General features: G+C 65.7%; 22 protein-coding genes and 1 riboswitch. Of the genes, 10 read left to right on the forward strand and 12 right to left on the reverse strand.

Annotated elements, in window-relative coordinates; translation table 11 throughout:
- Positions 1–278 precede the first annotated feature (278 nt).
- Complete coding sequence (locus BPRO_RS00110) at positions 279–659, forward strand: hypothetical protein (protein WP_011481000.1); 381 nt, start codon at positions 279–281, stop codon at positions 657–659.
- A gap of 293 nt (positions 660–952) precedes the next feature.
- On the opposite strand, the gene BPRO_RS00115 is transcribed toward BPRO_RS00110, so the two are convergent.
- From BPRO_RS00115 to BPRO_RS00125, 3 genes are all read right to left on the reverse strand, one after another.
- A complete protein-coding gene (locus BPRO_RS00115; RefSeq protein WP_011481001.1) occupies positions 953–1,969 on the reverse strand; it encodes a lysylphosphatidylglycerol synthase domain-containing protein in 1,017 nt (338 codons plus the stop codon).
- A gap of 7 nt (positions 1,970–1,976) precedes the next feature.
- Complete coding sequence (clsB, locus tag BPRO_RS00120; protein ID WP_011481002.1) at positions 1,977–3,287, reverse strand: cardiolipin synthase ClsB; 1,311 nt, start codon at positions 3,285–3,287, stop codon at positions 1,977–1,979.
- Between the two features lie 226 nt (positions 3,288–3,513).
- Positions 3,514–4,317 carry an endonuclease/exonuclease/phosphatase family protein gene (locus BPRO_RS00125; protein ID WP_011481003.1) on the reverse strand — a complete coding sequence of 268 codons (804 nt, stop codon included), beginning with the start codon at positions 4,315–4,317 and terminating at the stop codon, positions 3,514–3,516.
- A gap of 777 nt (positions 4,318–5,094) precedes the next feature.
- Between BPRO_RS00125 and BPRO_RS00135 the strand changes: the two genes are divergently transcribed.
- Positions 5,095–5,550 (forward strand): hypothetical protein, encoded by a 456-nt coding sequence (locus BPRO_RS00135; RefSeq protein WP_011481004.1) that lies wholly within the window; start codon positions 5,095–5,097, stop codon positions 5,548–5,550.
- Positions 5,551–5,652: 102 nt separating this feature from the next.
- Here BPRO_RS00135 and BPRO_RS00140 read toward each other — a convergent pair whose 3' ends face one another.
- A complete protein-coding gene (locus BPRO_RS00140) occupies positions 5,653–6,723 on the reverse strand; it encodes a flavodoxin family protein (RefSeq protein WP_011481005.1) in 1,071 nt (356 codons plus the stop codon).
- A gap of 531 nt (positions 6,724–7,254) precedes the next feature.
- Positions 7,255–7,821, reverse strand: coding sequence for a Spy/CpxP family protein refolding chaperone (locus BPRO_RS00145; RefSeq protein ID WP_011481006.1), 567 nt, complete (start codon positions 7,819–7,821; stop codon positions 7,255–7,257).
- A 419-nt stretch (positions 7,822–8,240) separates the two neighbouring features.
- Between BPRO_RS00145 and BPRO_RS00150 the strand changes: the two genes are divergently transcribed.
- Complete coding sequence (locus BPRO_RS00150) at positions 8,241–9,215, forward strand: recombination-associated protein RdgC (RefSeq protein WP_011481007.1); 975 nt, start codon at positions 8,241–8,243, stop codon at positions 9,213–9,215.
- A gap of 19 nt (positions 9,216–9,234) precedes the next feature.
- Here BPRO_RS00150 and BPRO_RS00155 read toward each other — a convergent pair whose 3' ends face one another.
- The 5 genes from BPRO_RS00155 to BPRO_RS00175 form a co-directional block, all read right to left on the reverse strand.
- Positions 9,235–10,584, reverse strand: a complete 1,350-nt coding sequence (locus BPRO_RS00155; protein ID WP_011481008.1) for a four-carbon acid sugar kinase family protein — start codon at positions 10,582–10,584, stop codon at positions 9,235–9,237.
- A gap of 2 nt (positions 10,585–10,586) precedes the next feature.
- Entirely contained in the window at positions 10,587–11,873 is a 1,287-nt protein-coding gene (locus tag BPRO_RS00160) for a ribulose-bisphosphate carboxylase large subunit family protein (RefSeq protein ID WP_011481009.1), read from the reverse strand.
- Positions 11,874–11,884: 11 nt separating this feature from the next.
- Positions 11,885–12,424, reverse strand: a complete 540-nt coding sequence (locus tag BPRO_RS00165; protein ID WP_011481010.1) for a VOC family protein — start codon at positions 12,422–12,424, stop codon at positions 11,885–11,887.
- A 49-nt stretch (positions 12,425–12,473) separates the two neighbouring features.
- Positions 12,474–14,357, reverse strand: a complete 1,884-nt coding sequence (locus BPRO_RS00170) for a TRAP transporter large permease subunit (protein WP_011481011.1) — start codon at positions 14,355–14,357, stop codon at positions 12,474–12,476.
- Positions 14,358–14,736: 379 nt separating this feature from the next.
- A complete protein-coding gene (locus BPRO_RS00175; protein WP_011481012.1) occupies positions 14,737–15,756 on the reverse strand; it encodes a TRAP transporter substrate-binding protein in 1,020 nt (339 codons plus the stop codon).
- A 113-nt stretch (positions 15,757–15,869) separates the two neighbouring features.
- Between BPRO_RS00175 and BPRO_RS00180 the strand changes: the two genes are divergently transcribed.
- The 7 genes from BPRO_RS00180 to BPRO_RS00210 all read left to right on the forward strand — a co-directional run bounded on the left by BPRO_RS00180 (position 15,870) and on the right by BPRO_RS00210 (position 22,971).
- A complete protein-coding gene (locus BPRO_RS00180; RefSeq protein ID WP_011481013.1) occupies positions 15,870–16,934 on the forward strand; it encodes a LacI family DNA-binding transcriptional regulator in 1,065 nt (354 codons plus the stop codon).
- 84 nt (positions 16,935–17,018) lie between these two features.
- A riboswitch (TPP riboswitch) is annotated at positions 17,019–17,130 on the forward strand.
- A 71-nt stretch (positions 17,131–17,201) separates the two neighbouring features.
- Positions 17,202–19,118: a phosphomethylpyrimidine synthase ThiC gene (thiC, locus tag BPRO_RS00185; protein ID WP_011481014.1), complete on the forward strand. Its 1,917-nt coding sequence runs from the start codon at positions 17,202–17,204 to the stop codon at positions 19,116–19,118.
- 160 nt (positions 19,119–19,278) lie between these two features.
- Positions 19,279–20,340, forward strand: a complete 1,062-nt coding sequence (thiO, locus tag BPRO_RS00190; RefSeq protein WP_011481015.1) for a glycine oxidase ThiO — start codon at positions 19,279–19,281, stop codon at positions 20,338–20,340.
- Positions 20,337–20,555, forward strand: coding sequence for a sulfur carrier protein ThiS (thiS, locus tag BPRO_RS00195; protein WP_049764048.1), 219 nt, complete (start codon positions 20,337–20,339; stop codon positions 20,553–20,555). Before thiO ends, thiS begins: the two co-directional genes overlap by 4 nt.
- Positions 20,556–20,687: 132 nt before the next feature.
- On the forward strand, positions 20,688–21,503 hold the full coding sequence (locus BPRO_RS00200) for a thiazole synthase (RefSeq protein ID WP_011481017.1): 816 nt from the start codon (positions 20,688–20,690) through the stop codon (positions 21,501–21,503).
- Positions 21,504–21,653: 150 nt separating this feature from the next.
- Positions 21,654–22,301, forward strand: a complete 648-nt coding sequence (gene thiE / locus BPRO_RS00205) for a thiamine phosphate synthase (protein WP_011481018.1) — start codon at positions 21,654–21,656, stop codon at positions 22,299–22,301.
- Between the two features lie 73 nt (positions 22,302–22,374).
- The gene (locus tag BPRO_RS00210) at positions 22,375–22,971 is read left to right on the forward strand and encodes a hemerythrin domain-containing protein (RefSeq protein WP_011481019.1); all 597 of its coding nucleotides are present in this window, start codon (positions 22,375–22,377) and stop codon (positions 22,969–22,971) included.
- A 47-nt stretch (positions 22,972–23,018) separates the two neighbouring features.
- Here BPRO_RS00210 and BPRO_RS00215 read toward each other — a convergent pair whose 3' ends face one another.
- Both BPRO_RS00215 and BPRO_RS00220 read right to left on the reverse strand, forming a co-directional pair.
- On the reverse strand, positions 23,019–23,405 hold the full coding sequence (locus BPRO_RS00215; RefSeq protein ID WP_011481020.1) for a hypothetical protein: 387 nt from the start codon (positions 23,403–23,405) through the stop codon (positions 23,019–23,021).
- 312 nt (positions 23,406–23,717) lie between these two features.
- Positions 23,718–24,875 (reverse strand): M20 aminoacylase family protein, encoded by a 1,158-nt coding sequence (locus BPRO_RS00220; RefSeq protein WP_011481021.1) that lies wholly within the window; start codon positions 24,873–24,875, stop codon positions 23,718–23,720.
- Between the last annotated feature and the right edge of the window lie 2 nt (positions 24,876–24,877).

Below are 24,877 nucleotides of genomic sequence, written 5' to 3' on the forward strand. Positions count from 1 at the left end.
TTGCCCCGTAGCGCAGCGCAGGGGACCCAGACTGCGGGTCGCCTTCTCTTTGCTTACTTTCTCTTGGCGAAGCAAGAGAAAGTGAGTCGCCCGCCGGGGCGAGTCCCGGCCAGCAGCGCAAACAAAAATCCCGGCGCCGTCATCACAAGTTGCCTCCTCTACCGAACGGACTTTTGCGCACGGACATCATCACCACGCCGACTCATGGCGCTGGTAGGCAATCTCTGGCGCGCCGCCCGGATGGGGCGTAAAGTGACTTGCAACGCAGGAGATTCATCATGCAACCACAGGTGCTGACCGCCGCCATCATGCTTGCCCTCGGCGGCCTTGCCGGGCCTTGGGCGCTTGCACAGACATCGGCTGATTCGCCGACGCCCATGTCGTCGCCAGAGACGGCCAGGCCGGCAGATTCTGACCTGCAAAATGTCAAGCCCCGACCTCCCACCGCAGACCAGGCCGTGCCGCTGAGAAACCCGCTGAACCGCAACCCGGCCCGGCGCATGGCGCCGGTCACCGACCCTGTCGCGCCGCCCGACCCGCGTGACTCGTCGGTGCGACCGGCTTTGCCGCCGGGCTACCAGGACGGGCGCGATACGGTATTGCCCGCGGCCGGGACAGCACCGCTGCCCACGCCTGGGGCGAGCGCGCCGGTGAAATGACCCGCCAGCAACGGCTATTTTTGGTGGTTAAGGGCGCTTAACGGGCTCTAAACCTGGAAACAGCAGTTGACCGCATGCAAACTTCAGGAAAGCCGCATGCCCATGGACTTTCCCCTCTTCGATGGCGTTTACCTTCCGGGTGACAGCGCTATGCGCCCGATGGCACCATGCTCGGCGCGCCATGCTGCGTTGTCACGCCTTGCCTGGCACGCCGATCACGGCGCACTCGGACGCATCCAACTGCCGTTTCCAGGTTGAAAAATCCCGGGAGGTTTGGTGGGGGCACAGGTAGCCTACGCGGCCTGCTTGCCCGGACTGCTGGCCTTTTTGGCTCGGGTTTCAATGATGAGGTAGGCCACCGTCGCGATGCCCAGCGGCATCAGGTAGTAAATAACCCGGTATGCCACCAGCGCAGCCAGCAATTCATGCCGGGCCATCTGGTGCGACAGCAGGGCCACGAAGACCGCCTCCAGCACCCCCAGGTTGCCCGGTATGTGGGTGATCACGCCGGCGATGGCAGCCAGCAGCAGCACGCTGACGACGGCGGAAAACTCGATGCGGTGCTGCAGCAGGATGAAAATAATGCCCGACATCACCAGCCAGTTGGTGGCGCCCATCACCAGCTGCAGGCCGGCCAGCCTGACCGAGGGCAGGTCAATCTCGTGGCCGCGCAGCCAGAACACGCGTTGGCGCGAAAACACGCACACGCCCAGGTAGCCCGCGGCACCGGCCAGCAAGGCAAAACCGATCAGGCGCAGGTGTGCGGTGTCTATGCCCCAGTCGGCGGGCACGGCGGGGGGCCGCAGGCTGAAGATCAGGCCGCCCAGCAGCAGATAGCCCATCCAGTTGCTGAGCATGCTCAGCGACATGATGCGGGTGATGACCCCGGTGGGCAGGCCCAGGCGTGAATACAGGCGGAAGCGGAAGGCGACGCCGCCCACCAGCGAGCCGAGGTTGAGGTTGAAGGCGTAGCTGATGAAGGTGACCAGCATCACGGTGGGCGCAGGCAGGGTGTGGTCGGTGTAATGCCGCCCGAGCAGGTCGAAGGTGCTGTAGAGCGCGAAACTCGTCAGGGCGAGCAGCACGGCGCCCCAGGCGGCGGTGAGTGGATAGCGCTGCAGCGAGGTGAGCACCTGATGCCATTCGATGTGGCGTGCCTGGGACACCAGCAGGCCGATCACCAGTGCAAAGAACACCACGCTGGCGCCGCGCTTGAGCCATGGCCACCAGGCTTTGCCGGTGAATTTATGCCGGCTCTTGCGCCGCGGGGCCGGGACTGCGGGGCGGGCTGCGTCGGGGCTGGTGGTCATTCACGGCTCACGGGGTGGTCGGGTCCGCGCGGTGGACGGCGTCTGCCTGCGCGGTGCTGATGTGCGCCGTCGGGTCGGCGGGTGCCAGCGCAGGCGTGAGGCGCGGCGCATGCGCGGGCAGCCAGCCCGCCCAGGCCGGGTAACGGCGCAGCAGGTGAAACAGGAAAAAGCTGCGCACGATGCGCCAGCCGCTCGACTCCTGCAGGTCGCCGGGGCCGATCTGCTTGCAGCCGTGTTGCATCAGGTGGTCCAGCCGTGCGCTGAGCACCTGGTTGAAGGCGCGGTCGCGGATGACCACGTTGGCCTCCAGGTTCAGCGACAGGCTCAGCGGGTCAAGGTTGCTGGAGCCCACGGTGGCCCATTCGTCGTCGGCCACGGCGACCTTGCCGTGCAGCGGCCGCTCGCAATACTCGTAAATCTGCACGCCGGCCTCCAGCAGGTGGTGGTAGAGCATGCTGGCGGCGGTTTTGACGAAGGGCATGTCGGGCGCGCCCTGCAGGATGAGCCGCACGTCGACACCGCGCCGCGCCGCCTTGCGCATCTCCTTGAGCAGGCGGTAGCCGGGGAAGAAGTAGGCATTGGCGATCACGATGCGCTGGCGGGCCACGCGGATGGCGATGCGGTAGTGGCGTTCGATGTCGTTGGTGTGTTCGCGGTTGTCGCGCGTCACGAAGATGGCCGCCGCTTCACCGGCGGGAGCGGCCGCGGCCTGGCTTGGCGGGGCGAGCCCCCAGCTTCGGGCCAGCGAATGGGCGCGGCTGGACAGGCGCTCACGCAGCCGGCCGGCCAGACTGTCCTGCGCATTGCGCTGGCCCGCCGCCAGTGCCCGGTGCACAAAGGCGTGGATGAAGGTGACGATGGGGCCCTCAATTTCGACCGCATAGTCCTGTTTGGCGGCGGGGCCGAAATCGGCCAGGTGATCGGCCGAGTAATTGAGGCCACCGACAAAGGCGCGCTGGCCATCAATCACGACGATCTTGCGGTGCATGCGGCGAAACAGGTTGGTACGCCAGCCCCAGAGCCTGGGGCCGGGGTCAAACACATGAACCCGCACCCCGGCCTGGGTCAGTGCAGAAATGAATTCGTGCGACAGGTCGGGTGAGCCATAGCCGTCAACGGTGATGTCAATCTGCACGCCGCGGGTGGCCGCCTGCAGCAGGGCGGCATGCAGCGCCTGGCCGACCTTGTCGTCAAACAGGATGAAGGTTTCCAGCACGACCTCGCGTTCAGCGGCGGCAATGCAGGCAAAGACGCGCGGGAAATACTCCTCGCCGTTTTCAAGCAGGCGGAACTGGTTGCCGCTGATCCAGGGGCTCATAAGCCTCCCACAGGTGCCATCGAACGCAGCGAAGGGCCGCCCCGAGCAAGTTCCGCCCCGTTTCCTCGTGAAAGGGGCAGCGCAACGCCGAAGGCACACGAAGCGACAAGCGTGGGGGCCAAGACTATTCCAGCAGGGGCCGCGGAACCGGCTTTGCCGGGCCGCAGGCGCAGCGCCCCCTTGGGGGGCAGCGCAGTACACGAAGTGACAAGCGTGGGGGCCATATCTACAATTCAATCTCCGCCGCCAGGGGCGCGTGGTCCGACAGGTGCGACCAGGGCCGGCTGGGCAGGACGACCGGCGCGTGGCCGATGGCATTGCGCACATAGATGCGGTCCAGCCGCAGCAGGGGCAAGCGCGCGGGGAAGGTTCTTGCGGCCTGGCCGTTGGCCTGAACAAACACCTCATGCAGGTCGGCGCCACTCTCCAGCAGGGTGTGCGCGCGCAGCCGCCAGTCGTTGAAGTCGCCAGCCACGACCACGGGCGCGTGGGGCGGAATGTCCTTGCGCACGAGGTCGCACAGCATTTCCATTTGCTGGACGCGGTGCGTCTCCATCAACCCGAGGTGCACGCAGACGGCATGCACATTCACGCTGCGGCCGGGGACCTTCAGCTCGCAATGCAGCAGGCCACGCCGCTCGGGGCCGCTGATGGAGACGTCGCGGTTCTCGAAACGCACGATCGGGAATTTGGACAGCACGGCGTTGCCATGGTGGCCGTTGGTGTAGACCGCGTTGCGGCCATAGGCGAACTGCGGCCAGATCGTGTCGGCCAGGAACTCGTAGTGCGGCGTGTCGGGGTAGTTGTCGAACTTGTCGGCGTGCTTGAGGTGGTTGCCGGTGACCTCCTGCAGGAACACGACATCGGCGCCGACGGTTCGCACCGCCTCGCGCAGTTCGGGCAGGATGAACTTGCGATTGAAGAAGGTGAAGCCCTTGTGGATGTTGACCGTGAGCACCTTGAACAGAAATGACGACTCGGCGCTGGCGGCCGCCAGCGCGGCCTGGGTATCAGCCTTTACCGCCGCCATGTCGATGGCCGTGGCGATGGCGGGCGCTACCTCCGGTGCAACCTGCGACACGGCGTCAGAGGCGCGGCGGGGTGCGGAGCGAGGGGGCGGGGGGATGGGAGGCTGCATAAAAAAGTGGAGGCAGGCAGGAAAAGGTAGAACCGGAATCGTCCATGGTCATGGTCATTGTTGTGGCCCAAGGGTTGGGAAAGTGTAGGACAGCAACTTGTTTCGGGGAGCTTCAGCCTCGCGTCTATCCCGGGCCGGCAGAAGTGCCGTACGGCGGGCCTTCTTTGAGGGGTTTGCATGCGCGGCGGGCGCCGTCATTGGCCGCCGCGTCGATGCGTGCAGGACACGGAAACCCGGAGCACCTCATGGACAGCTTGCCGCCGCCCATGGCCCCCAAACCTGGGCCGCCGACGCGCATTTCGACAGGGGCGTTCATGGCTTGCTTCCTTCCTCGGTTGTTCAGCGCCCGGCACCCTCGGCGTGCCGGCCACCATACCATGGCGCTATTTTGGCCCATTGGGCAGGATCCGGGGGTGAAAAATGTCCTTGGGCGGCCCGGTGAGACCTTGAGTTCAGCAGCTGGCTTGCCAGTTGATGGCCGCCACCCGAACGAGGCTTTGTCCTACGCGATATGGCGCACTTCTCTGATGGCGCCCGCCGGCCCCCTTTTCTAGATTGAAGAGGATGCGCCTGTCGTCCTTGCAGGTGGCGGGTGTGTTCATGAGCCAGGTTTATCAACATCAACAGCATCGGGCCAGGTAAGAGTACCGGTCCGCCAAGGGGGTCCAAATGCTCAAGAATTTTTCCGTGAAGGCCATTCCGCTGGCCGCCGCAATGACGGCCGCGCTGATGTTAGGTGCCGCGGCGCACGCCCAGATCGCGCCGGCCGGCGGCACACCGAAGAGCGTGGAGGAACGCAACGCAGCCAAGCCTGGGAAAATGGCTCCCACGGCCGCCGCGACCAAGAGCCAGGACGACACCGTGAGCCCTGCGCCTGCTGGCGGCGCGCCGAAGAGCGTGGAGGAACGCAACGCAGCCAAGCCTGGGAAAATGGCTCCCACGGCCGCCGCGACCAAGAGCCGGGACGACATCGTGAGCCCTGCACCTGCTGGCGGCACGCCGAAGAGCGCGGAGGAACGCGCGGCCGCCAAGGCTGAGAAAAAGGCCACCAGGGACGCCAAGCGGGCTGCGCGCAAGGAAAAGGCGCCGCCGACGGATAGCCTCAAGGGCGTTGCACCGGGCTAGACCAATCGGTTCACCCGGCCCCATAGAGGGCCTTGGTAAGCCGGCAGGGGGTGATGCCGCCGGGCCCTCGCTGTGCGTGGCCTGCCTCAGGCTTGTTGCCTGTTATTTGGGACGCGGACGCGCCAGGCCCTGGTCCGGCTGGGACAGCGTACCGGCGCGCAGCGCCTTCACCGCGTTGGCGACGGCGCCGGCTACATTGCGCACCTCGGCCTGCACGGGCTGGTCCGCATCCAGCGACGCGTGGCTGGTGGCGTAGGGCTCGTAGTAACCCACATAGCGATCCAGGCGCGCCTGGCTGCCGGCGTCAATCAGGCCCATCCAGTCGAGCCAGTCTGACAGGCCGCGCCGCACGCCTTCAATACCGGCCACGTCGCCGTGCACCACCAGGCCGTAGGCGCGACCTGCCAGGTGCTTTGGGTAGTCCCAGCCTGTCATTTCCAGCGCCTTGGCCTCGGCCGGTTTCTTGCCGTGGGTGGAGGTGGGGTCCGGGTTGCCGCCGTCGGCGCAGACCAGACGATCCATCATGAGCTTGAGCGGGCTGGGCGACTGGTACCAGTAGACCGGCGTCACGATGATGACGGCATGCGCTGCCGTCCAGCGCTCGTAGATGTCAGCCATCCAGTCGCCGGTTTGCCCGAGCGAATGGTTGGGGTAGCAACTGCAGGGCCAGTGGCACAGCGGCATCGCGGTGGAGACGCAGCCCTTGCACGGATGAATATGCAGCTGGTAGCTGGAGGTGAGCAGGCTGAGGTCCAGCACATCGGTGTCCAGCTGGGCCTGCTGCAGGGTTTCTTGCGCCCATTGCAGCATGCGGAAGGTCTTGGAGATCTCCCCGGGACAGGTGCCGTCGTTGCGCGCGGAGCCGCAGACGAGCAGCACGCGTGAGCGGGTCGCGGGGTCCTGCCATGCGGCCTGGGCTTTTTCAAGGCGGCTTCTGGTTTCCAGCCATTCGACGGACAGCTCGTAGTCGGGGTCGGCATAGCCCGGGCCGGCCTTGCGGGTCAGCGGTGCCTTGCGGCCTTGCTGGTAGGCCTCCCAGGCAATCTGCTCCACGCGGGAAATGGCGGAATCCTCGGCCCGGAAGGCCGGGTCCATGAACGACTGCATGAAGCGCTCATGAAACACGCCGCGCGACAAAACGGCTGGCGCCTGGCCTTTGCGGATATCGGTCATCTGGCTAGTTTAGGGCCTGTGAGCGCTATTTATGCAAATGCGAATGGGGTGAAAACAGCGCCTATCAAGGCGCGCGACGACGCCCAGACCGGGCGTCTGGGCTAGGAGCGCAACGCAGAGTGGCGCTGTTTTCACCCCATTCCCTTCGGGTGGCGATCAAAAAGGCCCTGCGCGGCGTTGCAAAGCCTTGGCGGGGTCTACCCCGCCTGCGTTTTGCGCCTTGCTCATGGCCTTTTTGACTCGCAACGCATCTTGCATAAATAGCGTTCACAGGCCCTGGTCAGGCTGCGGCGCACGCGCAGGGGCTTTGGGCGGCGTCCTACGCGGCTTTTGGCCGATGTCTGGCCGTCCGGAAAACAGGCACCAAAAACGGCCTGGACCCATTAAGTGTCGGGGTTGGCCGCGATTGAAGAAGCAGTAACGCGGGTTCGCCGCCCGCATGAAAAAGGCCTGCACCGGCGCCGCCCCGTGAGGCAGCGCCGGTGCAGGCCGTGGCCCGGCTGAGAGCCTGGCGTCTTCGCGTCTTGGCTCTTAGCCTTTGCGCGGGCCGCCTTCATGGTGGCCGCGGCCGCCGTGATGACCGCGTTTCTTGTGCTCGACATCAAAGGTTTTTTGCTGCTCGGGCATCAACGCGGCATAGAAGGTCTTGGTGGCCGCGTCGCGCTTGTCCATCGCGGCGGCCATCTCGCTCATGCGCTGGCTGCGCAGGGCGCGCATCTTGTCGATGCGCTCGGGCGTGGTCAGCTTGTCAAACTCGGCGCGCTGCTCCGGTGTCGGGCGTGCCCCATGGACGGGGGGGTGCATGGCTGCGGTGTACGCGGTCCACGCACCTTCCTGGGCCGGCGTGAGCTTGAGCTGGGCCTTCAGTTCGGCCTGGCGTTTGGCGATCCAGGCCTGCATTTTGGCGGGGTCGTGGCGGCCCATGTGCTCGCCGCGGGGCGCAGGCGGCTGGCCCGCGGCTGCGGGACCGGCAGGCGGCGCCATGGGCGCGCCCTGGGCCATCACGCTGGCGCCGGCGGTTGCCAGCAGGCCGGCGACGATGAGGCTGTGCACGGAGGCCTTGAGGGACGAGGGAAACGGACGAAGAACGGATTTCATGGAAAACTTCCTTTCAAGAAGATAAAGCCTGATACCAGTGGCCTGATACAAGAGACAAGAAAAGGCTTCAGGTTGAAAGCAAGTGTGGCCGGCGCTTGTATCCGCGCCATTGCCCGCGGGTGATGGTTTGTAAAGTTCGATGAAGCTCGCGTGATGCGGTGGTGGCTCGCCGGCGGCGACATCGTCCCGCCCTGATTTGTTACAGTTGGTTGACCGCTTTCAGTCGGCATTCTGGATAAAAATAAGTTGCAGTCCAGACATGACGAGGCTGTGTTGCTATTAAAAGCATAGTTGGCACTGGGCGGCCAGTTCATTTTTCGCGGCGCCGCCGTGTCTGGCCGGCGCTGCGCAGGGCGCCGGTCTTCTAGACTCCGTGTCCTTCCCTTTTCAAATCAAATCAACAGTCAAAAAGGTTTTCCGTGTTCAAAAACGTGATGGTGTACCGCATCGGGCCCGCGTGGTCGGTTTCTCTGGAGCAGCTCGAAGCAAACCTGCAGGCCATGCGCTTTGTCGAGTGCGGCCTGACGCAGGAAAAATCCGTCGGCTGGGTCGAGCCGCGCGGTGAGGCAAACGGCCCGCTGGTCGAGTCGGTGGGCGGCCAGTGGCTGCTCAAGCTGATGCTGGAAAGCAAGGCCGTGCCGGCCTCGGTCATCAACCGCAAGGCCAAGGAGCGGGTGGCGCAGATTGAAGCTGCCACCGGCCGCAAGCCCGGCAAAAAGGAAACCCGGGATCTCAAGGAAGAGCTCAAGCTGGACCTGCTGCCGATGGCCTTTACCCGGCAGGGCTCGGTGCAGGTGTGGATAGACCCCGAGGCGCGCCTGCTGATGATTGACGCGGCCAGCCAGGCCAAGGCCGACGAGGTGCTGACCTGCCTGGCCAAATCGATGGAGGGCCTGGGTGCCATGCTGCTGCAGACCACGGCTTCGCCGGTGGCCGCCATGTCCGAGTGGCTGGTCAGCCAGGAGCCACCGGCCGGTTTCAGTGTGGACCGCGAATGCGAGCTCAAGGCTGGCGACGAGTCAAAAGCGGTGGTGCGCTATTCGCGGCACGCGCTCGACATCGACGAAGTGCAGCAGCACATCAACCACGGCAAGCTGCCCACGCGGCTGGCCATGACCTGGGAAGGGCGGGTGTCGTTCATGCTGACGGATACGCTGCAGATCAAGAAATTGGCGTTTGTTGACGGCGTGTTTGAAGACGATGCCGCTGCCAGCAAGGCCGACCGGTTTGATGCCGACGCGGCGATTGCCACCGGGGAAATCCGTCGGCTGATTCCCGATTTGCTGGAGGCGCTGGGCGGCGAACTGGTGATGGGGGCTGACGCGCCTGCGGCATTGGCCCCAGCATTGGCCCCAGCGCTGGCTGCGGCCGAGGCAGAGTCGCCGCCCTTTTAAGCGCTCTTCATAAGCTCTCTTAAACCGGCAAGGGCGTGCCGGCCAGCAGTTCTTCAAACAGTGTCTCGCCACCCATCTGCCCGCCCTTGAGCATGATCTCCAGCCCGTCGAGGGACGCTTGCTCGCTGTGCAGCCGGCACAGCGCCACGCCGGGCGCCAGGGGGGCGCGGTAAGACAGCCCCCAGGCCTGGAGGGCCTGCACGGCATGGCTGGAGGTGTCGCCCCCGGCAATGCCCAGGCGCCTGATCGGCCGGGTGGCCAGCACGTGCGCCAGCAAGTCGCCGCAGGCCTGTGCCAGCGCGCGCCCGTCGGTGGGGCTGCTACTGGTACTGGAGCTTGTGCTCACGGTAGCACCGTCTGCGCCCGAGGTGCAGGCCAGCACGTGGGCGCCCTGGTCCAGCCGCGTGGCGATCTGGCGGGCCATCTGCATCCGGTAGTTTTCGTCGCCGGCCAGCCGGGGCGCATCGAGCGCAATGTGTTCGTAAGACGTGGCGGCCTTGACCTGGCGCGCCGTCAGCGGCGACAGGCTGCCGGCGAGCACCAGCACCGGGCCCTGCGCCGGCGCAATGGCCGTCCGGGCGGGGCCGGCTCCGCTCTGCCAGTGCGCGGCCAGGGCCTGCACCACGCTGCTGGGCCCGGCGGCGAGCAGGCGCTGGCGCCGGGCGTGCTGCCAGATCAGGCGGCCCACGGCGGCGAGGTTGTCCGGATGGGCGATGTCAAACAGCACGGCATCCGGTCCCTGTGCGAGGAGGGCGTCAAGCTGCCGATCCAGCGCTTCATCGAGCTGCGCATAGTCGGGGTAGGCGATGGCACTCAAGTTCTCAAGCCCCTGCTGCGCCAGGTGCAGGCGCAGGTCGGCCTCGTGCATGGGCGTCACCGGGTGCTGGCGCATCGTCGGGTGACGGTCCAGCCGGTGGATCGCGCCGCCGTTGCCCGTGCCGGCAAACAGGTTGCCGAACACGCAGTAGCGGTGCAGGTTGGGCTGGCCACCGACGATGGGCACCAGCGCGTTGCCGGCATGCGGCCGCAGGATGCGAAGGGCCGCGCCTATGCTGCCGATGTGCGGTGCGCTGTCAAAGGTGGAGCAGGTTTTGTAATGCATGACGGGCGCCCCGAGCGCCGCGAACAAGCGGCCCACCGGCTCGAGCTCCAGCTGCATTTCGGCCGGGGTCATGGCGCGTGCGGCGCCGGCAATGCCCAGGCAGTCGAGCGGGCCGGCGCGTTCGAGTTGCGTGGCGGTGGGCAGGCCCAGGAACAGCAGCGTGCGCAGGCCGGCGCGCGCGGCGGTGGCGAGCGTGTCGGTGGCGCCCGTGAAGTCATCGCCGTAGTAGGCGATCTTCAGCGTGCTGTCTTTATGGCTCGCCTGCATGCTTATTTGCCGAAGAAGGCGAGCGCGGCAGCCAGCTCGGGCGCCTCGCGCGCAAACTCGGCCAGCGCAACACCCTGGCGTGCGGCCGCCCAGGCCTGACGGATGCTGGCGACACCGGCCGCCGGACCGCCCGGGTGCGCCAGGATGCCGCCGCCCGACATGAACAGCAGGTCATCGCTTTGCACGGCGGCCCAGGTCGCCGGCACCGTGCCGGCCCATTGGCCCGACGAGAAGGCCGGCATGACGCGGTCGTCAAAACCATCGGCACCGTCGGCCAGTGGCGTGTAGCAGTCGTGCGCTGATTCGATGACCTCTGCATCGGGTTGCGAAAACTTGCCCTGCAGGCCGTGTACATGCATGTGGTCCACGCCGGCCAGCCGCCACAGGGTCTGGTAGGCCTGGAAGGACATGCCCAGCAGCGGGTGCCGCGACAGCGCGCCGTAACCGTTGCGGTGGCCGTGCAGCGCCAGCCCTGTGTGGCGGCGCAGCGTCTGCAGGGCCGAATGGCCGCACCAGTTGAGGCTGGCCATGACGCAGGAGCCGCCTTCGCGCTCGACCAGGTCGGCGTGGCGCTTCATCGCATCGGTTTCGTCGGTGATGTTGAAGGCCACCATCACGTGCTTGCCGGTGCGCTGCTGGTGCGCGCGTACCACGGCCATCACGGCGGGCACCCGTTTTGCCAGCGGGGCATGGGCCGGGTCGGCGCAGACCTCGTCGTCCTTGATGAAGTCCACGCCTGCTGCGCACAGCCTTCCCACCAGTTCGGCGGTCTGCGCTGCGGAAAAACCGACATTGGGCTTGAGGATGGTGCCCACCAGCGCGCCGCTGGCCACGCCGGTGGCCTGGCGCGTGCCGGCGATGCCGACCCTGGGCCGGTCGAACTGCGCGCGGTAGGCGGCGGGCAGCTTCATGCTCTCCAGCCGCAGACCACTGGCCTCGCCCAAGTCATAGAGGTTGCCGGACACGGTGGCGGCCAGCGTCGGCAGGTTGGCGCCGACGTTGGCCACCGGAAAAGAGATGCGCACGCGGGCACGGCGCCACGGGCCGCCATGGGGTGCGGTATGGCCCTGGCGTTCGAGCAGGGCATTGGGCAGGCTGGGCGCGTTCACCGATGCCAGTTCCTCGATCGACTCCACCGTGGCACGGGCGCGCAGGCGCAGCGCATCGGTTTCGCCCTCGACGCGGGTGAAGGTGCCGCAGGACTGCTCGCCGGCCATCACCTCGGCAACCCGGGCGGGCTCGAGCGGGGTCTCGATCAGGTAGGTGGCTTCAAAGCGGTCGGCATTCATGTCGGCGCGCTTCAGAGTTTGCTCAGGTCGGGAAAGGGGCGCACCGGCTCGCGGCCATCCCAGCCCTCGGACGAGGCGCGGATCAGGTCGAACATCCGGCCCTTGGGGCCGGCCACTTCGGACAGCTCGATGACGGTGCCGGGGTGGTATTCGGTGTCGAAATAAATGAAGCGGCCTTTCTCGCCGACTTCGCCGCTCATCACCGGTTTGAAGCCTTGCCCGAGCAGGCGCGCCAGGTCGGCGTCGTAGTCGCTGGTCCAGTAGGCCACATGCTGCAGGCCGGTGCGGCCTGCCTGCAGGAAGTCGCGGTACATCGAGGGCACGTCGTTGCGGGTCTGGATCAGCTCGACCTGCACAAAACCCGAATTGGCCAGCGCCACCGAGTTGTGCGGCTCGTGCGATTCACCCTTGTAGCTGTAGTTTTTGATGGGCACCTTGGGGTTGTAAAACCAGGGGCCGACACCCAGGGTGTTGCTCCAGTAGTCCATGGCCGCTTCGATGTCGTGCACGACGTAGCCCAGCTGGCGGATCTCGCCAAAGAATTTGCTCATGTGTTGTCGCTCCAGTGAAAGGGGGAGGTGGGAAGTTTTGGTGCCGGATTTAGTTTTTGAGGAAGCCGGTGGAGAACCAGGGAATGGCCGCGACCACGATGAGGCCGACCAGCAGGGCGCCGAAGTAAGCCCAGATGTGCGGGATGCCGTCGTCCGGGTCGACCTTGCTGACCGCGCAGGCGCCGTAATAGCCGACACCGAAAGGCGGCGCGAAGAGGCCGATGCCCATGGCGAAGATCACGACCATGGCGTAGTGCACTTCATGCACGCCGGCCGCCTTGGCGATGGGAAACAGCAGCGGGCCAAACAGCACGATGGCGGGAATGCCCTCCAGCACGCTGCCCAGCACGATGAAGGCGACGATGGACACGGCCAGAAAGCCGTAGGCACCGCCGGGCAGGCTGCCCATGATGCCGGCCAGGTCCTGCGAGAAGCCCGACTGCGTGAGGCCCCAGGCCATGGCGGTGGCGCAGCCCACGATGAAGATGATGGCGCCGGTCAGCGATGCGGTTTCGACCAGCATGGGCATGAGGCGGCGCCACGCGAACCGGCGGTACAGCAGCAAGCCGGCCAGCACCGAATAGACGATGCCGATGGTGGAGACCTCGGTGGCGGTGGCCACGCCTTCCACGACGGCCGCGCGAATCACGAAGGGCAGCACGATGGCGGGCAGGGCGATCAGCAGCAGCTTGCCGATTTCGCGTTTGCCGTAGCGCGTGACGCCGCTCAGATCTTCACCACGGTAGCGCCACCAGACGACGGCGCACAGCGCGGCACCCAGCACCACGGCTGGCAGCAGGCCGCCCGTGAACAGCGCGGCTATCGAGACACCGGTGACCGAGCCGATCGTGATCAGCACGATCGACGGCGGAATGGTTTCGGTCTGAGCGCCGGTGGCCGACAGCAGCGCCACCAGGTCGCCCGGTTTGGCGCCGCGCTTTTTCATTTCAGGGAAAAGCACCGGCGCAATCGCGGCCATGTCGGCGATCTTGGAGCCCGAGATGCCCGACACCAGGTACATGGCACCGATCAGCACATAGCTGAGGCCGCCGCGCACATGGCCCAGCAGGCTGGCCAGGAACTGGATCATGGCCTTGGCCATGCCGGTCATTTCGATCAGCGCGCCCAGGAAGATGAACAGCGGCACCGCCAGCAGGATCAGGTGCGACATGCCTTCGTCGAGCCGGCCCACCATGACCAGCAGCGGGGTTTGGGTGGTGAGCGCGAGGTAGCCAAACGTGGCCAGCGCGAACGAGAAGGCAATCGGCACGCCGGAGAACACATTGGCCGCCACCACCAGCACGAAGAAGATCACCAGATTGACCTTGCCCAGCGGCGCGAGCAGGGGTTGCGCCAGCCAGAAGGCCAGCACCACGGCGGCCGTGCCGGCCAACGCGAGGGCGATCTGCTGGAAGCTGCTGATGCGCAGCAGCCGCAGCAGGGCCACGATGATCATCAGCCCCATGCCCACCGGAATGGCCGAGGCGCGCCAGCCGTTGCTGATCTCCAGTGCCGGCGTGACGATGAAGGTTTCTTCATAGGCATATTCACCGGCTGGAAACAGCACCAGCACCAAAAACGCGAGCGAGGCGGTGATGGCCACGGTGTCGAGCAGGGCACGGGTGTGCGGCTGGACGTGGTTGACCAGCGCCGTCATGCGCATGTGTTCGCCGCGGCGCAGCGCGACGACGGCGCCCAGCATGGACAGCCACAAAAACATGATGGACGCGAGCTCGTCCGACCAGACCAGCGGCTGGTGAAAGACATAGCGCGAGACTACGCCGGCGAACAGCACGATGATTTCGGCCAGCACCAGCCCGGCTGCGATGGTTTCGACCACCGCGCCCAGGCCCCGGTCCACGCCGTGGGCCAGGCCGCTCAGCGCATTGGCTGGCAGGGCATCGGCAGCGACGGGAGAAGGGGCGTGGGACATGAAGGGGACTCCGGATTAGAAATAATTGCGCTGACGTGGAAAGTGGGCGGTGGTGCTGCTTGTCTTGCTCCTTCTCCCTCTGGGAGAGGGAGCAAGAGAGGGAAAGCGGCCTTTCCATTCGCCATAAAACCCGGCTTCGCGCAGTTTGGCCCGGAAGGTGTCGGAGGCGACGGGAGAAGGGGCGTGGGACATGAAGGGAACTCCGGATTAAAAATAATTACGCTGAAGTGAGAGTGGGGCGGCTTGTCTTGCTCCTTCTCCCACTGGGAGAAGGTGGGGATGAGGGCTTCTTCGCATGGGGCGGGGCCTGGTCAACCGCCGCTGGCCCTCACCCCTGCCCTCTCCCAGCGGGAGAGGGAGCAAGAGAGCGCTCGAAAACCTACGCCAGCTTGCCGACCGACTGCTCCAACAGGCCCCAGGCCTCGTCGCCGAAGCGGCCCTTCCACTCGCCATAAAACCCGGCTTCGCGCAGCTTGGCCCGGAAGCTGTCGGAGGCCGGCCGGTTGATGGCTAGGCCCTTGGACTGCAGGTCGGCGGCGACGGTTTCGTTGAGCTTCTTGATGTCGTCGCGCTGCTGCAGGCCAGCTTCATTGATGGCGCGCGCCACGATGGTTTTCAGGTCGGCGGGCAGTTTTTCCCAGGCGCGGCCGTTGGCGATGAACCAGTAGCCATCCCAGATGTGGTTGGTCATCGAGCAGAACTTCTGCACTTCGTACAGCTTGGCCACCTGGATGATGGGCAGCGGGTTTTCCTGGGCGTCGACGATCTTGGTCTGCAGCGAGGAATACACCTCGCTGAACTGCAGGCTGGCCGGCGCGGCGCCCAGGCCCTTGAACATCGAGATCGACAGCGGGCTGACCGGCACGCGGATCTTCAGGCCGTCCATGTCTTTCGCGCTGGTGACGGGTGCCTTGCTGCTGGTGGTCTGGCGGAAACCGTTGTCCCACATTTTTTCAAACGCATACAGCCGTGACTTGCTGATGGCCTCACGCACATGCGCGCCCAGCTTGCCGTCCATCGCGCCCCAGACCTGGTTGTAGTCGGAGAACGCAAAGCCGACGGCATTGATGGCCGCCACCGGCACCAGCGTGGCGATGACCAGCGCCGAGGGCGTGAAGAACTCGATGCCGCCGGAGCGCACCTGCGCCAGCATGTCGGTGTCACCGCCGAGCTGGTTGTTCGGGAAGATCTTGATCTCGACCCGGCCGTTCGTTTCTTTCAGGATGCGGTCGGCGGCCTGCTGGGCGCGGATGTTCAGCGGATGGGTGACGGGCAGGTTGTTGCCGTATTTGTAGGAAAACTCGGCGGCGCGCGCCATCGAGGGCAGGGCTGCGGCAATGCCGGCCGCAGGGACGGCGGACAGGGTGCGCAGGACGCTGCGGCGGGTGACTTCGGTCATGGTTGTCTCCAGTTTTGTTTTGATGCGTTTTGATGCATCATCGGGTGAAAGTCACGCAACGATAGGCGTTGAGTGGTGAAGCGTCAAACAAGAAAAATGATGGATTTTGATGTATGAGGGTTATCCCTGACGAAACGAAAGACCAGCCACAACGGGCGCGTGTGGCCGATATTGCGCGGGCCGCCAAGGTCTCCACCGCGACGGTGGACCGCGTGCTGAACCGGCGGCCTGGCGTGCGTGATGCTACTGCGCAGAAGGTGCTGAAGGTGGCCGCGGAACTGGATTACCTGCCGGAAACAGGCCTTTACGCGGCACTCGCGGCAGCGCCGATGCGGTTGACGTTTTTGCTGCCCGATGGCAGCAACCGCTTTATCCGCATGCTGGGAGACACCGTGGGCTATTCGCAGGAGCACCTGACGCCCTTCAACGTCAAGTGCCGCACCGAACTGTTTGAGAGCTTCAACCCGCAGCAGCTGGCCGCCAGCCTGCTCAAGCACGGGCAGCGCAGCGACGGCATCGCCTTCATGGCGCTGGAGCACCCGGCGGTGCGCGAGGCCGTGAGTGTGCTGGCCGACAGGGGCGTGCCCACCATCACACTGATCTCGGACCTGTCGGGCTCGCGGCGTGCCGGTTACGTCGGGCTGGACAACCGTGCGGCCGGCCGCACGGCGGGCTACCTGGTCGGGCGCTTCATAGCCCCCGGCGCGCGCGGCGGCAAGGTGGCGCTGATCGCCGGCTCGCTGAGCTACCGCGCGCATGAGGAACGCGAAGCCGGTTTCCTGCACGTGATCGAAGAGATGTTTCCTACGCTGCAGGTGGTGGGCCTGCGCGAAGGGCAGGACGACGCGCAGAAGAACTATGAGCAAACCCGCACCCTGCTGGAACAGTACCCCGACCTGGCGGGCATTTACAACATAGGCGGTGCGTCGGATGGCGTGGCACGCGCGCTGAAAGAGATGGGGCGCGAGCACAAGGTGGTGTTCATCGGCCATGGCCTGACGCCGGACACGCGCGCCATGCTGATCGACGGCAGCATGGACGCGGTGATCACGCAAAGCCCGCAGTCCGCCATGATGAGCTGTGTGCGCATGTTCACCAATCTGCGCGACAAGCGCGACGTGATGAGTGGCGTGGATGCCGTGCGCAGCCAGGTGATATTCAGGGAAAACCTGCCTTAGCCAATAGTGCACGGGCGTTGCCAGCTATCAATTCGGTAGTAACCCCGGCCACTTGCCGGATTTCGCTGCCGTGCATACAATGGCCAAAGCTTGTCGGGGTGCCAAAGATGATTCATCTGAGGCTGAGATCGCAGATGCGAGACCCGCCGAACCTGATCGGGATCATGCCCGCGTAGGGAACAAGGCACTTGGCTCCGGCACTCCGCAGAGGAACTCCCGGCTCCCCAGGCAGGCACCCCACCTTCTGGACTTTCTGGAGCAAAAGCCATGGCCAAAACCCGCCTCACCGTTGACACCAACGACCTCGCAAGCCGTATCACGCGCGCGCCTTTTCCCGGTTCCGCCAAAATTTATATCGAGGGTTCGCGCCCCGACATCCGCGTGCCGTTTCGCGAGGTCACGCTGACCGACACGATGGTGCACGAGGGGGCGGGCGAGCCGCGCCGCGAAGCCAATCCGCCGCTGCGCCTGTATGACGCCTCGGGCGTCTACACCGACCCGGCGTCGCCGATCGACATCACGCGCGGCTTGCCGCCTTTGCGCGGCGCCTGGATCAATGAGCGCGCCGACACCGAAGCGCTGCCCGGCATCAGCAGCGCCTATGGCCGCGAGCGCCTGAACGACCCGGCGCTGGCCGCCCTGCGCATGGCGCATGCGCCCGTGCCGCGCCGCGCCAAGGCCGGTGCCAACGTCTCGCAAATGCATTACGCCCGCAAAGGCATCATCACGCCGGAGATGGAATACATCGCGGTGCGCGAAAACCTGGTGCGCGCGCAGCTGGCCGAGCGCCTGGCGACCGAGCGCATGCCGAAGAAAGGGCACTCCTTCAACGCCTCGATTCCGGAACAGATCACCGCTGAATTTGTGCGTGATGAAGTGGCGCGCGGCCGCGCCGTGATTCCGAACAACATCAACCACCCCGAGAGCGAGCCGATGATCATCGGCCGCAATTTCCTGATCAAGGTCAATGCCAACATCGGCAACTCGGCCGTGACGTCTTCCATCGAGGAAGAGGTGGACAAGCTGGTCTGGTCGATCCGCTGGGGCGCCGACACCGTGATGGACCTGTCGACCGGCGAGAACATCCACGAGACGCGCGAATGGATTCTGCGCAACTCGCCGGTGCCGATCGGCACGGTGCCGATTTACCAGGCGCTGGAAAAAGTCAACGGCAAGGCCGAAGACCTGACCTGGGAAATCTTCCGCGACACGCTGATCGAGCAGGCCGAGCAGGGCGTGGACTACTTCACCATCCACGCCGGTGTGCGCCTGGCCTATGTGCCGCTGACCGCCAACCGCCTGACGGGCATCGTCTCGCGCGGCGGCTCCATCATGGCCAAGTGGTGTTTGTCGCACCACAAGGAAAGCTTTTTGTACGAGCGCTTTGACGAGATCTGCGAGATCATGAAGGCCTACGACGTGTGCTTCTCGCTGGGCGACGGTCTGCGGCCCGGCTCGATTGCCGATGCCAATGACGAAGCGCAGTTTGCCGAGCTGCACACGCTGGGCGAACTCACGCAGATCGCCTGGAAACATGATGTGCAGGTGATGATCGAAGGCCCTGGCCATGTGCCGCTGCAGCTGGTGAAGGAAAACGTCGACAAGCAGCTCGAGGCTTGTTTTGAGGCGCCGTTCTACACGCTGGGCCCGCTGATCACCGACATCTCGCCGGGCTACGACCATATTTCTTCCGCGATGGGCGCGGCCAACATCGGCTGGTATGGCACAGCCATGCTCTGCTACGTGACGCCGAAGGAGCACCTCGGGCTGCCAAACCGCGACGACGTGAAGCAGGGCCTGATCGCCTACAAGATTGCGGCCCACGCGGGCGACCTGGCCAAGGGCTACCCGGGCGCGCAGATGTGGGACAACGCGGTGTCCAAGGCGCGCTTCGAGTTCCGCTGGGAAGACCAGTTCCGCCTGGCGATCGACCCGGACACGGCCATGGCCTACCACGACGAAACCCTGCCGAAGGAAAACGCCAAGGTGGCGCATTTCTGTTCGATGTGCGGACCGAAGTTCTGTTCGATGAAGATCTCGCAGGAAGTGCGCGAGTTTGCAAGGCTCAATCCGGCCAGCACCACGCTGGCCGCGCCGGGCGTGATTGCGATCAAGCAGATCGACAGCGGATTCGAGGAAAAGGCGAAAGAGTTTCGTGAAGGTGGCAGTGAGATTTATTCTTGATGATTTCGCCCCCGGTTTATCTCCTCTCCCTCTGGGAGAGGATTAAGGTGAGGGCTCCCTGGGCCCGAAATTAAATGAAGTTGTTTCTTTTCATGTGCCGTCGGCCCTCACCCCCGCCCTCTCCCGGCAGGAGAGGGAGTAAGGCAGAAATACTTTCACTATGAGCACTCCTCACATCGGTATCGCAGGCGCAGGCCTGGCCGGCCGCACGCTGGCCTGGCGCCTGTTGCGCGCCGGCTGCCGCGTGAGCCTGTTCGACGCGCGCCTGCGCGATGACCAGGCCACCGCGTCCATGACGGCGGCGGCCATGCTCTCTCCGCTGGCCGAGCTGGCGGTGTCGGACGAGGTGGTGTTTGCGCTGGGCCAGCGCTCCATGCAGCTGTGGCCGCGCTGGATCGCGGAGCTGGCGGCCACGGGCGCACCGCCGGTGTATTTCCGCCAGCAGGGCACGCTGGTGGTGGCGCACGCACCCGACCAGGCCTCGCTGGAACACTTCACGCGCCTGCTGCATCACAAGCTGCCCGAGGCCTGCCGCGCGCAGGTGCACACGCTCGACAGTGCGTCGCTCGCGCAGTACGAGCCGGCGCTGGCCGGGCGTTTTGGCGGCGGCCTGTTTCTGGAAAGCGAGGGCCAGCTGGCCAATGACCAGCTGATGGCGGCGCTGGCGGCGCAGATCGATGCGCTGGGCTGCCACTGGCATGAAGGGCAGCGGGTGGACCGCCTGGCGCCGCATTTCATCAGCTGCGCCGGCGCCAACTACACCGTCGATGTGGCGGTGGATGCCCGCGGCGTGGGCAGCCAGGCGGCATGGCCGCAATTGCGCGGCGTGCGTGGCGAGGTGCTCACGGTGGAATGCCCGGGCGTGACGCTGCAGCGCCCGGTGCGCCTGATGCATCCGCGCTACCAGCTTTATGTGGCACCGCGCCCCGATCACCGTTTTGTGGTGGGCGCGACCGAGCTGGAGTCGGAAGACACCGGCGCCATGACCTTGCGCTCCATGCTGGAACTGGGCAGCGCCCTGCACAGCCTGCACCCGGCCTTTGGCGAGGCGCGTGTGGTGCGGCTGGCGGCGGCATTGCGGCCGGCTCTGGACGACCATCGCCCGGCGGTGGCCTTGCGCGACGGTGTCTGGCATATCAACGGCCTGTACCGGCATGGCTATCTGTGTGCGCCTGCGCTGGTGGAGGAACTGGTCCATCAACTGCTGGAGAGCCCGGCATGACGGTTATGAACTCTCTTGAAATTTCGCTGAACGGCAAACGCGTGGCCACCGAGGCGCCCACGCTGCAGGCGCTGCTGCTGGCGCAGGGCTACCCGCTGCAGGGCGCTTTCGCCTGTGCGATCAACAACACCTTTGTGCCGCGGCCGCAGTGGGCCGAACGCGCCTTGCAAAACGGTGACCGCATCGACGTGATCACACCGATAGCTGGAGGGTAGCTGTGGCACACCCCCGTCGGATGCTCACTGCGTGTAGCACCTTCCCCCCTTGCAGGGGGCGATGCCTGCGGACTGGCGGAGCCAGTTCCGCGGTGTCTGCTGGTATGGAACCGAATCGATGGAGCAACTGACATGACGACAACCCCATCCGCTATCGCGCATGGCCAGCCTTGGACGGTCGCCGGCATCACGCTGCAAAGCCGGTTTTTTCTCGGCACTTCGCATTACCCGTCGCCGCAGGTCCTGAGCGAGGCTGTGGCGGCCTCCGGCACCGAGGTGCTGACGGTCGGGTTGCGCCGGCTGCAGCCCGAAAGCGGCGGCGGCAACAGCTTCTGGCAGCGCATCCAGGCGCTGGGCTGCCACATGCTGCCCAACACGGCGGGCTGCCACAGCGCCGAAGAAGCCATCACGCTGGCGCAGATGGCGCGCGAGATTTTCGGCACCCCCTGGATCAAGCTGGAAGTCATCGGCGACGACTACACGCTGCAGCCCGACACGCAGGCCACCCTGCATGCGGCCAGCGTGCTGGCGCGCGAAGGCTTTGCGGTGTTTGCCTACACTACCGATGACCTGGTGATCGCCCAGCGCCTGCGCGACGCCGGCTGCGCGGCGGTGATGCCCTGGGCCGCACCGATTGGCACCGGCCGCGGGCCGCTGAACCCGTATGCGCTGGAAATGATGCGCCGCCGCCTGCCCGATGCGGTGCTGGTGGTGGACGCCGGGCTGGGCCGGCCTTCGCATGCGGCGCAGGTGATGGAGCTGGGCTTTGACGCCGTGCTGCTGAACACCGCCGTGGCGCAGGCGGGTGACCCGGTGCGCATGGCCCGCGCATTTGCCGATGGTGTGGCCGCCGGCCGCGCCGCATATGAGTCGACGCCCATGCCCGAGCGCGCTGCGGCGCAAGCTTCCACTTCGACCGTGGGCGTGCCGTTTTGGCATGCGCCCTAGGGGCAGCCATAAATCCGAATCTCGGGCGCATGGCGGCGTTGCGCGGTGCCCGGAATCCTCATGCACGCAAGTGCATTCCGGTGTCCTGCGCTCCGTGCGCCTTGCACTGCACTCCGATAATCGAATTTCTGACCGCCCCTTGAGACCACCATGAATACAGACGCTTTTGCTCCATTGACCGGCCCCATCGGCTTTTACCCCGTGGTGCCCGATGCCGCCTGGGTGCAGCGTCTGCTGGGCTGGGGTGTGCGTACCATCCAGCTGCGCATCAAGGCGGCGGACCACACGCCGGCCGAGATCGAGCGCGAAGTGCGCGCGGCGGTCGAGGCCGGGCGCGCCGTGCCGGGCGCGCAGGTCTTCATCAACGACCACTGGCAGCTGGCGCTGGCCGCCGGCGCCTATGGCGTGCACCTGGGCCAGGAAGACCTGAGCATGGCGGAGGCGGACCTCAATGCCCTGCGCAAGGCGGGTGTGCGGCTGGGCCTGAGCACGCACACGCCGGCCGAGCTGGCGCGTGCCCATGCGGTGCAGCCCTCCTACCTGGCGATCGGTCCGGTCTACCCGACCCTGCTCAAGGTCATGCCCTACGAGCCGGTGGGCCTGGAGCGCCTCAAGGAATGGGCGCTGCGGGCCGTACCGTATTCCGTGGTGGCGATAGGCGGCATTTCGCTGGCACGCTTGCCTGGCGTGATAGCCTGCGGCGTGGATGGCGTGGCGGTGGTCAGCGCGGTGACGCAGGCGGCTGACCCCGAGCAGGCCACCAGGCAGGCACTCGCCCTCTTTGACGCGCCCGCTTGATGTGAATCAAGGTGCGCCCGCCTGAGTGGTGGGATGCTGGGTGCCACTGAGTTTGTTCTGGGGAAAGACGATCATGGCCTACGCAACCCTGCGCATCATTCGCGACGAGCACGCTGCCTTGTCCGCTGTACTTAAATCCCTGCTGATGATGCTGGATCGCGGGCCCGGCGATGCGCCGGAAACGTTTTTCGACGTGCTGCGCGCTATGCTGTTTTACATTGATGAGTTCCCGGAGCGGCAGCACCATCCCAAGGAATCGGATTTGTTGTTTCCCAAGGTCGTGCGGGGCGCACCGGAGACGATGGAGGCAGTGGCGCGCCTGGAGCACGACCACCTGAACGGTGAGATGGCGGTGCGTGCGCTTCAGCACCAGTTGATCGCGTGGGAACTGCTGGGCGAGGCGCGCAGGCCGGCATTCGAGACAGCTGCGCGCGCGTATGTGGCGTTTTACCTGGAGCATATGAAGCTTGAAGAAACCGTGATCCTGCCTGCGGCCGAGAAAGCCCTGAACGCCGCCGACTGGCACGAACTGGATGCCGTTTTTGGCACCAACCGGGATCCGCTGACCGGGTCCTACCCGCATGACCCGGCCTATGACCGTTTGTTTACCCGCATCGTCATGAAAACCCCCGCGCCCATCGGGCTGGGGCCTTCTTCCGTCAACGCCTGACAGCGCCTGAGGGCGCATATCCGGCGAGACGCTTCGGCAGCGGGGCCTTATTTGGCCGGCGCCGACGGTGCGGCCGGCATCTGGTCGATCATCATTTTCATCATGGTCTGCATCATTTCCATGCGTTTTTCCATCATCTGATGTCGAGCCTCCGGGTCGGCCGGCATGTCACGTGCGCGGTCCATCATCTGCATGCCTTCGTGCATGGACTTCATGTGTTCGGCGGCCAGCCTTTGGCGTTCCTCGGGCGTTTTGGCCGCCATCATTTTTTCGTGGACCTGGCGCATGGAGCCCATTTGCATGTCCATGCGCGCCATGGTGGTTTGACCAGGGCCGCCCATGCCCATACGCATGCCGGGGCCGGAGCTGCAAGCCGTCAGGGTGCCGGCTACCAGCAGCGCGGCGGCAAGTGGAATGAATCGTATAGAGGCCATGTGACGCTTTCGTGGGTTGAGACAGGGCAGGCACCGCCCGATGGCCGGGCCCGAGGACGCGGCCCGCGAGTGCGGCAAGCTTGCATTCAATGTACTGCCCGGTTCCGAAAGCGTTTTGACCTGCGTCAAGGAGGATGGCGTTGACGCGCACGAGCCAGGTCGGGGGGTTAAACGTCAAAAGGGCGGCCGGGCATCGAATGCCGGCCGCCCCTGAAGGCTGGCGTGTCTGGCCTTGGCGCTGTTAATTTGCCTGATCCGGCGTGTTGAGCGGTGCATTGCGGCGCAGGCGCAAGGCTTGAAACTGGCTGCCGCTTAAGGTTTTAGCGCCAGCTTGGCGACTGCGCAGAACCAGCGCACGCCCAGGCCCAGCGCCGCATCGTTAAAGTCATAACGCGGATGGTGCAGCGAAACACTGGTTTCATCACCGCTGCCCTGGCCCAGCCAGAGGTAGGCGCCGGGGCGCTGCTGCAGCATGAAACTGAAGTCTTCCGAGGTGAAGGCCGGGTGCGCCGCCACACTGGCTTGCAGGCCGGCATCCGTGGCTGCCTGCAGCGCCAGAGCAGCCTCCGGCGCGCTGTTCATCGTGGCCGGGTAATAACGGTTGTATGTGACCTCAATCTCGGTGCCGGTGGCCATCGCGACGCCTGCTGCGGTCTGCCGCAGCGCGGCCTCGATGCGGTCTTGCGTGGCGGCGTCGAAACTGCGCACCGTGCCGGTCAGGCCCACGCTGGGCGGCAGCACATTGTGCGACTGGCCGCCTTCAATGCGTGTGACCGACAGCACCGCCGACTGGCCCGGATCTATACGCCGCGAGACGATGGTGTGCAGCTGCGTGACGAGCGAGCTTGCCGCCAGTATCGCGTCGGGCGTGTGCTGCGGCTGTGCCGCGTGGCCGCCTCGCCCGCGCACCGTGATGTCAAACCGGTCGGCCGCAGCCATGATGGCGCCGGGCCGGGTTTGCGCGCTGCCCAGCGGCAGGTCCGGCCAGTTATGCAGCGCATACACCGCATCACACGGGAAACGCTCAAACAGCCCGTCATTGATCATGGCGCGCGCGCCGCCATGGCCTTCTTCCGCGGGCTGGAAAATAAAATTCACCGTGCCCTCAAAACCGCGTGTGCGCACCAGCTGGCGCGCCGCGCCCAAGAGCATTGCGGTATGGCCGTCATGGCCGCAGCCGTGGTGGATGCCGGGCCGCGTGCTGGTGTGCGCCACACCGCTTTGTTCGCTGATGGGCAAGGCATCCATGTCGGCGCGCAGGCCGACCGAGCGTGTGCTGCTGCCCTGGCGCAGCACACCGACCACGCCGGTGCCGCCCAAACCCTCATGCACCTCAAGCCCCATCTCACGCAAGGCCCTGGCCACTATGCCGGCCGTGCGGTGCTCGGTAAAAGCCAGCTCGGGATGGGCGTGCAGGTCGCGCCGCAAGCTCACCAGCCCGGGCAACAAATCGGCAAGCTCGGCGTGCATGT

It is taken from the genome of Polaromonas sp. JS666, assembly GCF_000013865.1.
In the GTDB taxonomy this organism is placed as follows: Bacteria; Pseudomonadota; Gammaproteobacteria; order Burkholderiales; family Burkholderiaceae_C; genus Polaromonas.

Bases quoted from the DNA above. Each gene is read 5' to 3' on its own strand.
- thiC (WP_011481014.1), top strand. From the start codon at position 17,202: ATGGCCAAAACCCGCCTCACCGTTGACACCAACGACCTCGCAAGCCGT.
- BPRO_RS00215 (WP_011481020.1), bottom strand. From the start codon at position 23,405: ATGGCCTCTATACGATTCATTCCACTTGCCGCCGCGCTGCTGGTAGCC.
- BPRO_RS00155 (WP_011481008.1), bottom strand. From the start codon at position 10,584: ATGCAGGCGAGCCATAAAGACAGCACGCTGAAGATCGCCTACTACGGC.
- thiS (WP_049764048.1), top strand. From the start codon at position 20,337: ATGACGGTTATGAACTCTCTTGAAATTTCGCTGAACGGCAAACGCGTG.
- BPRO_RS00170 (WP_011481011.1), bottom strand. From the start codon at position 14,357: ATGTCCCACGCCCCTTCTCCCGTCGCTGCCGATGCCCTGCCAGCCAAT.
- clsB (WP_011481002.1), bottom strand. From the start codon at position 3,287: ATGAGCCCCTGGATCAGCGGCAACCAGTTCCGCCTGCTTGAAAACGGC.
- BPRO_RS00110 (WP_011481000.1), top strand. From the start codon at position 279: ATGCAACCACAGGTGCTGACCGCCGCCATCATGCTTGCCCTCGGCGGC.
- thiO (WP_011481015.1), top strand. From the start codon at position 19,279: ATGAGCACTCCTCACATCGGTATCGCAGGCGCAGGCCTGGCCGGCCGC.
- BPRO_RS00135 (WP_011481004.1), top strand. From the start codon at position 5,095: ATGCTCAAGAATTTTTCCGTGAAGGCCATTCCGCTGGCCGCCGCAATG.
- BPRO_RS00165 (WP_011481010.1), bottom strand. From the start codon at position 12,424: ATGAGCAAATTCTTTGGCGAGATCCGCCAGCTGGGCTACGTCGTGCAC.
- BPRO_RS00145 (WP_011481006.1), bottom strand. From the start codon at position 7,821: ATGAAATCCGTTCTTCGTCCGTTTCCCTCGTCCCTCAAGGCCTCCGTG.
- BPRO_RS00180 (WP_011481013.1), top strand. From the start codon at position 15,870: ATGAGGGTTATCCCTGACGAAACGAAAGACCAGCCACAACGGGCGCGT.
- BPRO_RS00115 (WP_011481001.1), bottom strand. From the start codon at position 1,969: ATGACCACCAGCCCCGACGCAGCCCGCCCCGCAGTCCCGGCCCCGCGG.
- BPRO_RS00140 (WP_011481005.1), bottom strand. From the start codon at position 6,723: ATGACCGATATCCGCAAAGGCCAGGCGCCAGCCGTTTTGTCGCGCGGC.
- BPRO_RS00220 (WP_011481021.1), bottom strand. From the start codon at position 24,875: ATGCACGCCGAGCTTGCCGATTTGTTGCCCGGGCTGGTGAGCTTGCGG.
- BPRO_RS00125 (WP_011481003.1), bottom strand. From the start codon at position 4,317: ATGGCGGCGGTAAAGGCTGATACCCAGGCCGCGCTGGCGGCCGCCAGC.
- thiE (WP_011481018.1), top strand. From the start codon at position 21,654: ATGAATACAGACGCTTTTGCTCCATTGACCGGCCCCATCGGCTTTTAC.
- BPRO_RS00200 (WP_011481017.1), top strand. From the start codon at position 20,688: ATGACGACAACCCCATCCGCTATCGCGCATGGCCAGCCTTGGACGGTC.
- BPRO_RS00175 (WP_011481012.1), bottom strand. From the start codon at position 15,756: ATGACCGAAGTCACCCGCCGCAGCGTCCTGCGCACCCTGTCCGCCGTC.
- BPRO_RS00160 (WP_011481009.1), bottom strand. From the start codon at position 11,873: ATGAATGCCGACCGCTTTGAAGCCACCTACCTGATCGAGACCCCGCTC.
- BPRO_RS00210 (WP_011481019.1), top strand. From the start codon at position 22,375: ATGGCCTACGCAACCCTGCGCATCATTCGCGACGAGCACGCTGCCTTG.